The following is a 12580-nucleotide window of genomic DNA, read 5'->3' as shown; positions in this document are numbered from 1 at the left end:
GAGAGACGACAGGCCCGGCTTACAGCCGGGCTTTTCGTTTGTTTGGAGTCGGGCCGGCGGCAGTCCGTTTCGCGCGCGGTGGGCGCGCGTTCTGTTTGTCAGGTCTTTCGTTGACGAGTTGCCGCGCCGCGGACCGCCTCCAGCGCCGCGCATCACGGCTTGTCGAACCAGGCCTTCCACTGCGGGACGGCGGTCGCGAACGTGCCGCGATGGCTGGTCGGCCCCGTCGACACCGCCTCGACCTTGCTGTTGCCGGCCCCGATCGCCTGCTGGTAGGTCATCGCCAGCTGGCCGAGACCGGTCGAGATCGCCTCGTCGGTCTCGCCGTAATAGTTGCGCACCGGCGTCTTGATGATCCAGCGATAGGCTTGCGTCTGCGCGACCAGGCGGCCGTAGGCCGACGCCGCGAAATACTGCGCATCGAAATAGTCGGGCTTGAGCAGCTCGTGCAGATCGGTCGGGACGTCGGCGACGTTGAAGGGCTCGCGCTCATAGGCCTTGCGGGCGACGTCGTAATAGCTGTCGCTGATCACCGAGCGCGCCAGCCCCGGCACCGCATAGTAGTTCTCGAACGCGAACGCCGACAGGATGAACAGCGAATTGACCCAGGCGGCGTCGTTCTTGCGCGGGAAGTTCAGGAAGCCGTTCAGCGCGACGAACACATCGACCGGCGCGCTCGCCGTCGCCGCTGCCGCGACCTGCACGCCGGCGCATTCGAGCTTCTCGAGAAAGGCCATGGTCACGAAGCCGCCTTGCGACCAGCCGGCGATGTCGAGCCTGGCGCTCGTCAGCTTCATCTGGTCGAGCACGGCGCGGCTCGCCCGCAGCATGTCGTAGGTGGCCTGCTGATGGCTGGCCTTCACCATGTAGCCTTCCGGCTCGGTCGAGATGCCCATTCCGAAATAGTCGGCGCCGATCAGCAGATAGCCTTGTCCTGCGAACTGCGCGATCATCAGCTGCGTCTCGGGCGACTGCTCCGGAAACGACGGCACCTCCTGCTTTCCGTACACCGTGCCGTGCTGATAGGACACCATCGGCAGGCTGGTCTCGCCGGTCTCGGGCACCGCGAGCAGGCCGCTCGCCGTGATCGGCTTGTTGCCGCGCTCGGGGACGACGGACGCATAGGTGACGCGATAGAGCCGCACGGCGTTGCGGGCCGGGGTGTAGGTCACCGGGACGCCGGCGAATTCCGGCGTATCGACGGTGAGGATGGTGTTCAGCCGGGCGACGTCCCAGCGGGCCAGATACTCATAGCTGACGTCGGAGGAGACGCGGACCGGACCCTTGTCCTGGGCGCGGCTTGCGGCCGGCCAAATGGTGCAGACGAGCAGCGCGATGAGGGCGCGATAAACGAACATGGGATCTCCCCGGCCTGCCGCCGCTGGTTGCATTCGGACTCCTGCGATACAGATCGCGCGTAAACAATCGGTGCGGCGCCGGCGGTCGCGCGCCGTCGCCCACGCTTAAGCCTTCTTCAAGCGTCCCCGCCTATGTCTCGATCGGGAGGCGCCCATGCAGGCGCGGGCGAGGTCCAGATGGCTGACAATCCTGATGCCGCCGCGATGCCATCGCAGCGTCGTGACGTTCCGCTCGGCCTGTTCGCGGCCTGCTTCGCGCTCGCCTGCATCAACGCCTCGTTCTTCCCGGCCGGGCTGTGGTCGGGCACCTGGATCTGGGACCAGGCGGGTCTCGGCATTCCCACCGATTTCGTTAATGTCTGGGCGGCCGGCAAGCTGGCGCTGCAGGGACATCCGGCGCTGGCCTGGGACTGGGACGTGCAGCGCCAGGTGGAGCTCGACCTGCTGCGGCAGGATTTCCCGGGCTACTTTGCCTGGCACTATCCGCCGCCGTTCCTGTTCGTCGCAGCGTTCCTGGCGCAGTTTCCCTACACGCTCGCCTTCGTCGGCTGGGTCTATGCCAGCTTTGTTCCCTATGCGCTCGCGATGCGCGCGATCGTCGGCCGCGGCTTCGGCCTGCTGCTCGCTGCCGGCTTTCCGGCCCTGTTCTCGAACGCGCTGGTCGGGCAGAACGGATGCCTCACCGCGGCGCTTGTCGGCGGCACGCTCTATCTGCTGCCGGTGCGGCCGGTGCTGGCGGGGATCTGTCTTGGGCTCCTGACCTACAAGCCGCAATATGGCCTGCTCTTCCCGATCGTGCTGATCGCCACCCAGCGCTGGACAGCCTTCGTCTCTGCGAGCGTCACCGCCATCGTTCTGGCGCTGCTGTCATGGCTCGCCTTCGGGCCGGAGAGCTGGCAGGCCTTCTTGCATTGGCTGCCGATGTTTTCGCAGGCGTTCCTGACCGAGGGCAAGGCGACCTGGTGGAAGCTGCAGAGCCTGTTTTCGCTCGTGCGCTATTTCGGCGGCTCGGAAGCGCTTGGCTGGACCTTCCAATGGGTGCTGACCGCAGTCGTTGCGGTCGTGCTGGTGACGCTGTGGCGCAGCCCGGTGCGCTACGCGCTGAAGGCGGCGGCGCTGGCCGTCGGGCTGCTGCTGACGACGCCCTATTTGTTCATGTACGACATGATGGTTCAGGCCATCGCGGTGGCATGGCTGGTGCGGATCGGCCTCGCCGAGGGCTTTCGCCGCTACGAGCTGCCCGCGCTCGGCGGCATCGCGGGGCTTCAGATCACGTTCATGCTGTCCGGGATTCCGCTCGGGCTTGCGGCCAATCTGATCCTGGCCGGCCTGGTGCTGGCGCGCGCCGGCTCGTGGTGGCGTCGGCAGCCGGCGCCCGCCGCGGCGGCGCTCGCGAGCGCCTGACACACTGGTTGGGGCCGGGCAGGGTCATGATTTCCCTTGTCTTCCTTCGTGAACAAGTGTTCAGTTCTTCCCAGCCATTTGTGAGGTCGATCCTCCAAAAACACTGAACCAGCGTTCGCCGGGTGCCCTGGACGAGCGCGTCCGGGACGAGAAACGCCATGGTCTATCGGCGAACCCATCAGGTCGTGAAGCGGCTGGCGGCCCGCCGCAGCGCGATTCTGGCTGCCGCCCGCGAAACCGCCGCGGAAGGCGGCATGTCTGCCGTCCAGATCGCCCCGGTGGCGATCCGGGCCAATGTCGCAGCCGGCACCGTCTATCGCTACTTTCCCTCCAAGGCGGATCTGATCTCGGAGCTGATCGCGGAAGTCTCGCGCGATGAGCTGGCCGCCGTCCGGCGCGCCGCCGATGCCGCGCCAGGTCCATCCTCGGCGCTGGCTGCCGCGGTGTCCACGGTCGCAGTGCACATCCTGTCGCAGCGCAAGCTCGCCTGGGGCATCCTGGCCGAGCCGGTCGACGTCGACGTGACGGCGTCACGGATCGCGAGCCGCCGCGAGATCGTCGGCGAGATCGCCTCGCGGATCGACGCGGCCGTCCGTGCCGGCCATCTTCCGGCGCAGGACACCCAGTTGGCCGCGACCGCGCTGCTCGGCGCGCTGCACGAGGCGCTGGTAGGGCCGCTGGCGACCGAGAATCCCGACGACCCTGCCAAGCTCCGCGACACCGTTCAGGCGGTCACCCTGCTGGCGCTGCGCGCGGTCGGCGTCATGGATGCGCGTGCGCGCGGTCTCGTCGTGCAGGCCGTGCTGCCGGTCAGGAGCCTGGTCGGCGCGTAGTCCGCGCCGCCCATGCCTTACCCTTGGGACGCAAGGCCGCGCTTAAGCAAGGATTCACCCGTCGCGGCGATGGTGAGGCTGGCGTGCCGCGAGAGCACCGCCTTGCCCCACTCCAGGTGCCTCCTCAGACGATGTCGATTGCACGCAACCCTCTGGCGACGCGCCTCGTCATCGCCGGATCGGCCGCCGCCGGCGCTGTCTATGCATATCTCGCCGGCGAGGACATCAACTGGGACTGGCAGAACTATCACGACTATGCCGGCTTCGCGCTGCTGCATGGCCGCTTCGACATCGACGTCGCGCCTGGCGGCTTTCAGAGCTTCCTCAATCCGCTGATCTACCTGCTGCCTTACGCGGTCCGCCACGGGCTCGATGCGCCGTGGTGGGGCGTCGCGCTGGGCGCGCTGCACGGCCTCAATCTCGCGCTGGTCTATTGGGTTGCGCGCGTGCTGCTCCGGCGCGCGGCTGACGCGTTCACGCTCAGCGCCGCGCTCATCATCGCTGCCCTCAGTCCGATGGCGCTGTCCGAGGTCGGCACCAGCTTCGCCGACATTCTCACGACCATTCCGATCCTCGCCGGCATCGCGCTGATCTTCGGGGAGGACGATGAGCGCGGCCGACGTTTCGTCGCCGCTGGCCTGCTGATCGGCGCGGCCACGGGACTGAAGCTCACCAATGCGACGTTTCTGGTCGGAGCGGGCGTGTCGCTGCTGCTGGTGGCGCGGCCGTGGCGCGCGATCGTCGCATTCGGCGCGGGCAGTTCGGCTGGCGTGATCGTGACCGCGGGGCCGTGGGCATTGAAGATGGCGCGCGACTACGGCAGCCCGCTGTTTCCATTCTACAACACGATCTTCCGCTCGCCCGAAGCGCCGCAGGCCTCGATCGTCGATACGCGCTTCATGCCGCAGGGACTGCTCGATGCGCTCGCCTATCCGTTCTACTGGGTGATCGGCAAGCATCCCTCGTCGGAATGGCCGTTCCGCGATCCGCGTTTCGCCGTCGTGACCGTGCTGCTCATCGCGCTGATCGTCACCGGCCTGTGGCGGCGGCGTGAAGTGCTGCCGCTGCGCGACCGGCGCCTCCTGATCTTCTTCTGGCTCAGCTACGTCCTGTGGATGCTGGCCTTCTCGATCCAGCGCTATCTGATGCCGCTCGAGCTGTTGTCGGCGCCGCTGATCGTGCTGCTGCTCATCCGCCTGGTCGATGCTTGGCGTGCAGACGCTGGGCCGGTCGCGTCACCACCGCGGCGGATGACGCAGGCCGTCACGGTGATGGCCGCGCTCGGCATCGCGCTGGCGTCGCAGCCGACCGACTGGATGCGGCGGCCATGGTCCGATCCCTACCGGCCGCAGCTCGCGGCGGACCTGCAGCGTTCCGCGACGTTCCTGCTGCTGCAGAAGCCGCTCGGCTACGTCACGTCGTTCCTGCCACAGGGCTCGCGCGTCTATCAGTTGTCCGAGCTCGTGGTGCCGATCGTGTCCGGCGGCGTGCTGGACCGCCGGGTTCGCAACGGCCTGGCCAATCCGCTGCCGGGAGGCGTGTGGGCGCTGTATTTCTCCAAGAGCCCGGCCGACAACCCGCCGCGGCTCGAGGTGCTTGCGGACTATGATCTCCAGATTGATGCGTCGCGTGGCTGCGAGCGCATCCCCGGCGCTGCCGGCATTGCCATCGAGGCCTGTCCGGTGATCGCGCGGGCCAAGCCCCCGTCCACGGCCGGACTGGGCGCGATCGATAGGACCCAATAGGTCGTCTCAGATATGGGCGTCGCTCGACGGCCCGACATAGGCGATGCGCACCATGTTCGTGGTGCCGGGTGTGCCGAGCGGCACGCCGGCGACGATGATGACGCGCTGTCCGGCGCGGACGAAGCCGTCGCGGAAGGCAATCGAGCCGGCGCGCTCGACCATGTCGTCCTGGTCGCGCGCGTCCTCGGCCACCACGCAGTGCACGCCCCACACGACCGACAGGCGGCGTCCGGTTGCCAGGTTCGGGGTGATCGCGACCACCGGCGGCTTCGGCCGTTCGCGCGCGACGCGGATCGCGGTGGAGCCGGACGAGGTCCAGCAGATGATCGTAGGAAGATCGAGATTTTCGGCGATCCGCCGTGCGGCTTCGGCGATCGCATCGCCCGCGGTCGATTCCGGCTCGGGACGCTGCGCCGCGATCACCGAGCGATAGACCACGTCGCGCTCGACCTCCTCGCCAATGCGGTTCATGGTCGAGACCGCCTCGACCGGGTATTTGCCGGCGGCCGACTCGGCCGACAGCATGATCGCGTCGGCACCTTCATAGACCGCAGTGGCGACGTCGGAGACCTCGGCGCGCGTCGGCACCGGCGACTGGATCATCGATTCCAGCATCTGTGTCGCGACCACCACCGGCTTGCCGGCGCGGCGCGCCAGCCGCGTCATCTGCTTCTGCAGGCCGGGCACGCGCTCCAGCGGCAGCTCCACGCCAAGGTCGCCGCGCGCCACCATCAAAGCATCGGAGACGTCGACGATGTCGTTGAGCCGGTCGATCGCCTGCGGCTTCTCGATCTTCGACATCACGGCGGCGCGGCCGCGGATGATCTTCTTGGCTTCCAGCACGTCGTCGGCGCGCTGCACGAAGGACAGCGCGATCCAGTCGATGCCGATGTTCAAGGCTGCATCGAGGTCGGCGCGGTCCTTCGGCGTCATCGCCGAGACCGGCAGGTCGGTGTCCGGCAGGCTCACGCCCTTGCGGTCGGACATCTTGCCGCCGATCACGACCCGGGTGACGGCGCGGGTTGGCGAGGTCTCCTCGGCGATCAGCCGCACCTTGCCGTCATCCAGCAGCAGCGCATGTCCCGGCTGCAGGGCGGCCAGGATTTCCGGATGCGGCAGATGGACCCGCGTCGCATCGCCCGGTGTCTTGTCGGAATCGAGCACGAAGCTCTGGCCGTTGTTGAGCTGAACCGGACCGTCGGCGAAGGTGCCGAGCCTGAGCTTCGGACCCTGGAGATCGACCAGAATGCCGATCGGGCGGCCGTAGCTCGCTTCGACGCTGCGGATCGTCGTCACCAGCTCCCGCAGCTTGTCGTGCGGGGTGTGGCTCATGTTGATCCTGAATATGTCGGCCCCGGCCTCGAACAGCTTGCGAATCATCGCGCTGTCCGAGGAGGCGGGGCCGAGCGTCGCGAGGATCTTGATGCGTCGCAGCCGCCTCATGGCTTGGGTGCTTGCCCTGGCGGCAGGGCCGGTGCGGCTGCCGGCGGCGCACCTTGCGGCCCATTGGGCAGACCTGGAACGTTGCCTCCGGGTCCCAACGTACCGGGAATTCCGGGCACGCGCTGCTGCGCCGGCTGCTCATTGGCCTCGGTGAGCTGCACCGTCCAGGCGCGCTGGTCGCCGGTGTCGACCTCGAAGAAGCCGGTGCGGTCGAAGCCGCGAGCCAGGCAATTGTCGGTGCCCTTGATGGTGAATTCCTTGTCGCGCGAGCACATGAAGGCCTGTCCCGACCATTCACCGCCGCGGTCATAGTCGAGCGCGTAGATGTAATAATAGCGCGCCACCAGCGTGCCCTTGAGAAGGGTCTCGCAGCTGCGTGACGACACGTTCCACCAGCCTTCCGTGGTCCAGCCTTCAGCGTCCTTGTAGCCGAGGGCGATCCCGACCCGGCTGGAGGTGTTGTTGCAGAGCCGGAAATCGGCGGCCGCCGGAGTGGACGACAGACAGAGCGCGGCCAGCCCAAGCAGCGAAAGCAGTCCGTAGCCAGGGCGGAAGGGATTGCGATGCAGGAGAGAGGAGATTTTGGGGATCATTGCGCGACGCTATATCAACCGTTGAACGATGTCGCTGGGCTTGGCTGCGGCTGTCAACGCCATGACGATCTCGTGCGAAGCCGCTGCGATCCAGCGCCTCGCTCCTCCTGACGGCGCTGCGATATGGCCAAATCTGCGACGAAGCCTCATTATATAGCAGACATCCGTCATGGCGCGGAACAGGGAACAAAGAGATGACGATGGACAGCACCACCCGGACCGAACTCGAAGCCGCCGCCTTTCGCCGGCTCGTCGAGCATCTGCGGACCAGAACCGACGTTCAGAACATCGATCTGATGAATCTGGCGGGGTTCTGCCGCAACTGCCTCTCCAACTGGCTGAAGGACGCCGCCGACGCCCAGGGGGCGCCGATGACCAAGGACGAGAGCCGCGAGGCGATCTATGGCATGCCTTACGAGGAATGGAAGGCGAAGTACCAGCGCGAGGCCAGCGCCGAGCAGCGCGAAGCCTTCAAGAAGGCGCATCCGGGCCACTGATTCCGAAACGAGCGCGCAGGAGACGCGCTTTACTGCCTTTCGCGCGCGAGCCCAGACTTGGCAGGGGCTTCGAAGGCGAATCGGGTCCTGCGCAGGATGGCGACGAAACACAAGTGGCGCGGCCGGCTTCTGTGGGCTTCACGCTGCGCAGGCCAACAAGATGTGGGCCGCTCTGTGGATGAGGACGATGTCGCCTTGACGCGGGGCACGCCAGATTTGAGGGTCGCGGCGAACATGTAGCGCCCTTTGGCGCCTTCCTTGGACACACGAGTTCCGCTCAGGAGTATCAGATGGCCACCTCCGCCGCCGCGAAGGACGACGACTCGCCCGCGACCCGCTTTGCCGTAGACCAGCTCAAGTCGATCATCGAGCGGATCGAGCGTCTCGAGGAGGAGAAGAAGGCGATCTCCGAAGACATCAAGGACGTCTACGCCGAGAGCAAGGGCAATGGCTTCGACGTTAAGGCGCTGCGCACGATCATCCGGCTGCGCAAGCAGGACCCGAACGAGCGCCAGGAAGAGGAAAGCATCCTCGAGACCTATATGCAGGCGCTCGGAATGATCTGAGCAGCCGGCCTCGCTCACCTGGAGCAGACCTCGGCTGCCCCTGACGGGGCATTCGCTTTCTCCCGGTTCGCCTCGGCGCGCCGGCGGCATGCGGCCATCGACGCTGCACTCCAGCTCGTCAATGCCGAGGAGAACGACGAACCGGCTGTCGCGGCGTCAGCGCAAGGCTGCCGCGCGCATGGCGAAGGATTTGGTTTCGAGCTTGATGATCGCCGGCCCTGTGAACTGATCGTAGCTCAGTCCCGGCGTCGGCTCGGCGGTGAAGCTCATCGCCAGCGCGACCTGCGGTTTGACGAAATAGCTGCGCATCACGGTGAGGTCCACGTCGCCCATTTTCGTCACGGACATCGATGACGATGCGCTCGGCGTCAGCATGATGGCCCGCATCCAGGTCGAATCGGGGGCCTTGGCCGCCGAGATTCGCGTCGCCATCGTGATGGCGCCGTCCTGACCTTGGCCGTTCTTCGCGGCCGCGGGGGCGGCCTCAGGCACCGGCGCGACGCTGCGGGTCGCCGGGCGGGAGTTTCGCACCGGGATGGGGGCCGTGGAGGCGACATTGGCGCGATCGAGCGGAGAGGAGGCCGGGGGTGCGAAGGCCATGGCCTGCATCAGGCTTGCGGTCTGCTGCTGATCGATCGATGACAGCGCACGGCGCGCCGTGATCGCGGCAACCTGCTCGGGGGTGGCCTGCTTCGGCGTGCCGGGATTGTCACCCCAGAAGCCGCGCGAATTGATGATGTCGGCGACGCTCTGCGGCGCGCCGTCCCTGGATTTGCTGCCGACGGCGCTTGTCGTTTCGGACTTCGTCTCGGGCTTGGTCGCCGCGGGCTGAGCGGCAGATTGCGCATCCGCGGAGGCCAATTGCAGGGCATTGGCGATCTTGCCGCGCGTGGTGGCGGCTTTGCTGTCCACCGATCGCTCGACGGTCCGGCCGTCCTTGTCGGAGCTCTTGTCAGCCGGCTTCGCGGCGAGTGCCGCGGTCTGGACCGGCTTGGCGTCGGCCTTGCCCTCGCTCTCGCCAGACTCCTCGTCATCCTCGCTCGGACGACCGCGGAACAGCCGTGCAAACAGGTTGGGGCGGCTGGACGACGCGTCATCGCCATTGCCGCGTTTCTCGATCTCGGCCTTGGCCAGCTCATAGCCCTTGAGAGGAACGCCGTTGCTCGGCACGTGAACGGTCTTGCCGTCCGGGAACACGCGGGCGAGCTGGTCAGCCGTCATCCGCGGCCAGTGCCGGATGTTGCCGGTGTCGAGGTGCACGAAGGGCGAGCCGGAAGTCGGGTAGAAGCCGACGCCGCCGCGCTGCAGGCGCAGGCCAGCGAAGCGGATCTGCTCCAGCGGCACGTTGGGAATGTAGAAATCCATCGCGTGGCCCAGCATGTGCTGGCTGTGCCGCGCCACCCCGGAATGCGCCGAGCGACGGCGCAGCATCGAGTTGGTGGCGGGCGACCGGTACGACGAGATGATCTGGATCGGCTGCTTGGCGTCGACGTCGCGATAGACCTCCCAGAGGATGTCGAACAGGCGGCGGTCCATGACCGTCTCGTCCTGGGTACGCCAGTCGCGGAGGAAGTGATTGAGCTTCTTCAGCGCGTCTTCGTCATAGCGGCCCTCGCGCTTGAAGGTGACCGTCAGGTCCTCGCCGGAATGGGTGTGGTGGAAGGAGAGGGTGTGGGTTTCATTCAGCGCCGCCGCGTCATGCACCGAGCCGGCGCCGATGAGCAGCAGCAGCGCCGCCAGCCCGCATTGGCATCCAGCCTTCCAACCCGCCCTCGTGAGCGAAACAGATTGGCGCGCGAAAACAGACAGCAAGATGCAGCCACCCCGTCGACGAGCGTTTACTCGATGACCCTCTTGCGGCCCGTCCGGCGGAAGAGAGAGGAAACGCTTACCTAAGGCGGGATGGTTAAGGGATACTGACCGACCCGCCCCCCAATTACCCTTAACATATACTCTTGAGTGTGGCGAAAAAGAGCCATCGAATCTTGGTTGATCATTGTGGTTAACCTAAAGCAAAGGCCCCGCCGATCGGCGAGGCCTTTGATCTCAAAATGGAAATTTTGACCGTGATCGGCGGCCTGATCAGCGGGTGAAGACCCGCCGGGCAGGGCGGCCGACCGGCGCCGGCGGCGTCGGCAGGCCACCGCCGCCGAACAGGCGCTCGAAGAAGTTCGGGCCGGAGGAGAAGCTGTTGTCGCTGATGTTGACCGAGTTCGGCAGCGGCCCCTTCGGACGCGCGTAGCTCGGTTGGGCGTGGGCGACGACGTTCTCGAGATCCTTGCCGCGGTTGTTCTTCAGGATCGAGATCATGGTCGCGTCGCGGCCATAGATGTCCTTGCGGAATTGCAGCTTGCCGGCTTCGTCGACGAAGGCGGTCTGGTAGGTGATGTTGACCGGGATCGGCGTCGGGAATTTCAGGTCGATCTCGCTGCGGCCGTACATGCTGCGGATGCGCTCGGGCGTGTAGCGCTCGTTCGGCATGGTGATGTTGAGCAGGACCGACGCGTACTGATCCGGATACTGCACGCGCATGCAGCCATGGCTGAAGGCGCGCTCGTCTCGGGCGAACAGGTTCTTGTCCGGCGTGTCGTGCTGATAGACCAGGAACTTGTTCGGGAAGTTGAAGCGGATGCGGCCGAGCGCGTTGGCCTCGCCCGGCGGCTGCGAGATGTGGATCGAGCCGTCGCGCGCTCGCTCCAGCCGCAGGCCCATGCGGTCGAGCACGGTCGGATCCTGCTGCAACGCCGGCAGATACTCGTTGTAGATGATCGACGGCGGCACGTTCCAGGTCGGATTGACCGTGATGAACTTCATCGTCTCGCTGAGCAACGGCGTCGCATGCTGCCCCGGCTTGCCGGTCACCACGCGGGTGGTCCACACCTGCGCGCCGTGCTGCATCACCTTCAGCGTGTAGTCGGGGATGTTGAGGATCACATAAGCGTCGCCGATCGCGGGCGCTCCGAGGTCGCGCGGCAGCCAGCGCCAGCGCTCCATGTTGACGAGGACCGTATCGATCTGCTTGTCGCGCTTGGGCGTGTTGAGCGCCTTCACGGTGCGGTCGTCGAGCACTCCGGTCGGCTTGAGGTCGACGCTTTCCTGGAACTTGCGGACGGCGGCGGCGACCTTGGCGTCATAGCGGATGTCGTCGGCGTTCTCGGTGATGCCGAGCTTGGCGCGCAGCTTGGGCACGCGCGGGTCGGACATCTGCGCCTCGGCCTCCGGCGCATTCTTGCCGCGGGCAGGAATGTATTTCAGCGGCTGGCCGTCGTCGATGATAACAGGCGCGCCGTCGCTGACGCCGCGCAGCTCGGCGAGCTTGGCCTTCAGCAGCTTGTAGAGCTTGTGCGGCGGGTTGTAGCTCTCCAGCGCCGCGGAGGCATCCTTTGCGCCGGCGACGTTGGCCAGCACCTCGTTCGGATCGACCGGATGCTCGGGATATTGGATATCCGCTGAGACCTGCGACCAGTGCATGCGGCCGCTCTGCGCCTGGCGCGCGTAGTCCATCATGCTCTCGGTGAGTCTGAGATCCGCCTCCGCCAGCGCGTCCGGTGCGGAGGCTGCGGCTGCGAAATCCGGCACCGGATAGTCGCCGGGATTGAGGCCATCGGCTGCTGCATCCCTGAGACGGGCGATGACGCCCTTCGCGGCGGCTGTCAGATTGCCGCCCTGGGTCCAGATCGGCGCGTAGTCGCGGCCGGTGTAGAATTTCTCGACGGCGGCGCGTTCGGCCTTGCGGTCGAAATACCTTGTCGCCTTGCTCGCCATCAGGTCGCGCAGACGGTCGGCAACGGGCTGGTCGGCGGCGGGAACGGTGCTGGCGGCCTTGACCGGGTCTGGGACCGTCGCGGTCGCAGGGGCCGCTGCCGGCGGCGTGGCGACGGTTTTGGCGGGATCGGCCGCAGGCGCCGCGGCAGAGTCGAGCGGCTTGGTCGTCGTCTCGGGCGACTTGGCCTGGTCGGGCGACACGGTGGCGGTGGTGTCGAGTTTGAAGTCACTGGCGGTCGGCGGCGGCACGTTGGCCGGCTCGGGGAACGGGATCGCCGCATCGATGGCGAGCTCGGCCGCGCTGTTGCGGGGCGGACCGCTCTGGGCGAAAGCAGAGGTCGAGGACACCGCGAGGAAGGTCGCCGCGACAGCCATG

The 12580-nt window shown here is 66.7% G+C and carries 10 protein-coding genes; 5 read left to right on the top strand and 5 right to left on the bottom strand.

From position 1 onward, the window contains the following. Positions 1-152: 152 nt before the first annotated feature. On the bottom strand, positions 153-1358 hold the full coding sequence (locus QW868_RS03520; protein WP_316181060.1) for an alpha/beta hydrolase family protein: 1206 nt from the start codon (positions 1356-1358) through the stop codon (positions 153-155). Between the two features lie 177 nt (positions 1359-1535). Between QW868_RS03520 and QW868_RS03515 the strand changes: the two genes are divergently transcribed. The 3 genes from QW868_RS03515 to QW868_RS03505 all read left to right on the top strand — a co-directional run bounded on the left by QW868_RS03515 (position 1536) and on the right by QW868_RS03505 (position 5340). Further along, positions 1536-2762 carry a glycosyltransferase family 87 protein gene (locus QW868_RS03515; RefSeq protein ID WP_316181061.1) on the top strand — a complete coding sequence of 409 codons (1227 nt, stop codon included), beginning with the start codon at positions 1536-1538 and terminating at the stop codon, positions 2760-2762. Between the two features lie 158 nt (positions 2763-2920). After that, entirely contained in the window at positions 2921-3595 is a 675-nt protein-coding gene (locus QW868_RS03510) for a helix-turn-helix domain-containing protein (RefSeq protein WP_315717573.1), read from the top strand. Between the two features lie 131 nt (positions 3596-3726). Continuing rightward, the gene (locus tag QW868_RS03505) at positions 3727-5340 is read left to right on the top strand and encodes a glycosyltransferase family 87 protein (RefSeq protein ID WP_316229928.1); all 1614 of its coding nucleotides are present in this window, start codon (positions 3727-3729) and stop codon (positions 5338-5340) included. Positions 5341-5346: 6 nt separating this feature from the next. Here QW868_RS03505 and pyk read toward each other — a convergent pair whose 3' ends face one another. Together pyk and QW868_RS03495 are read right to left on the bottom strand one after the other, a co-directional pair. After that, positions 5347-6783 (bottom strand): pyruvate kinase, encoded by a 1437-nt coding sequence (gene pyk, locus QW868_RS03500; protein ID WP_315736327.1) that lies wholly within the window; start codon positions 6781-6783, stop codon positions 5347-5349. Continuing rightward, positions 6780-7376 (bottom strand): DUF1036 domain-containing protein, encoded by a 597-nt coding sequence (locus QW868_RS03495; protein WP_315736328.1) that lies wholly within the window; start codon positions 7374-7376, stop codon positions 6780-6782. Before QW868_RS03495 ends, pyk begins: the two co-directional genes overlap by 4 nt. Before the next feature lie 200 nt (positions 7377-7576). Here QW868_RS03495 and QW868_RS03490 point away from each other — a divergent pair, with 200 nt between their 5' ends. Both QW868_RS03490 and QW868_RS03485 read left to right on the top strand, forming a co-directional pair. Continuing rightward, a complete protein-coding gene (locus QW868_RS03490) occupies positions 7577-7873 on the top strand; it encodes a DUF1244 domain-containing protein (RefSeq protein WP_316229927.1) in 297 nt (98 codons plus the stop codon). A 290-nt stretch (positions 7874-8163) separates the two neighbouring features. Then, positions 8164-8439 (top strand): DUF2312 domain-containing protein, encoded by a 276-nt coding sequence (locus QW868_RS03485; protein ID WP_008961835.1) that lies wholly within the window; start codon positions 8164-8166, stop codon positions 8437-8439. A 156-nt stretch (positions 8440-8595) separates the two neighbouring features. On the opposite strand, the gene QW868_RS03480 is transcribed toward QW868_RS03485, so the two are convergent. Continuing rightward, complete coding sequence (locus QW868_RS03480; RefSeq protein WP_316229926.1) at positions 8596-10251, bottom strand: DUF882 domain-containing protein; 1656 nt, start codon at positions 10249-10251, stop codon at positions 8596-8598. Between the two features lie 270 nt (positions 10252-10521). After that, a complete protein-coding gene (locus tag QW868_RS03475) occupies positions 10522-12579 on the bottom strand; it encodes a murein L,D-transpeptidase (RefSeq protein WP_315812928.1) in 2058 nt (685 codons plus the stop codon). Position 12580 lies beyond the last annotated feature (1 nt).

The sequence above is a fragment of the Bradyrhizobium sp. SZCCHNR1051 genome, from assembly GCF_032489615.1.
GTDB lineage: Bacteria > Pseudomonadota > Alphaproteobacteria > Rhizobiales > Xanthobacteraceae > Bradyrhizobium.
This window is presented reverse-complemented; position numbering and strand designations above follow the sequence as displayed.

Bases quoted from the DNA above. Each gene is read 5' to 3' on its own strand.
- QW868_RS03485 (WP_008961835.1), top strand. From the start codon at position 8,164: ATGGCCACCTCCGCCGCCGCGAAGGACGACGACTCGCCCGCGACCCGC.
- QW868_RS03475 (WP_315812928.1), bottom strand. From the start codon at position 12,579: ATGGCTGTCGCGGCGACCTTCCTCGCGGTGTCCTCGACCTCTGCTTTC.
- QW868_RS03505 (WP_316229928.1), top strand. From the start codon at position 3,727: ATGTCGATTGCACGCAACCCTCTGGCGACGCGCCTCGTCATCGCCGGA.
- QW868_RS03515 (WP_316181061.1), top strand. From the start codon at position 1,536: ATGGCTGACAATCCTGATGCCGCCGCGATGCCATCGCAGCGTCGTGAC.
- QW868_RS03490 (WP_316229927.1), top strand. From the start codon at position 7,577: ATGGACAGCACCACCCGGACCGAACTCGAAGCCGCCGCCTTTCGCCGG.
- QW868_RS03520 (WP_316181060.1), bottom strand. From the start codon at position 1,358: ATGTTCGTTTATCGCGCCCTCATCGCGCTGCTCGTCTGCACCATTTGG.
- pyk (WP_315736327.1), bottom strand. From the start codon at position 6,783: ATGAGGCGGCTGCGACGCATCAAGATCCTCGCGACGCTCGGCCCCGCC.
- QW868_RS03495 (WP_315736328.1), bottom strand. From the start codon at position 7,376: ATGATCCCCAAAATCTCCTCTCTCCTGCATCGCAATCCCTTCCGCCCT.
- QW868_RS03510 (WP_315717573.1), top strand. From the start codon at position 2,921: ATGGTCTATCGGCGAACCCATCAGGTCGTGAAGCGGCTGGCGGCCCGC.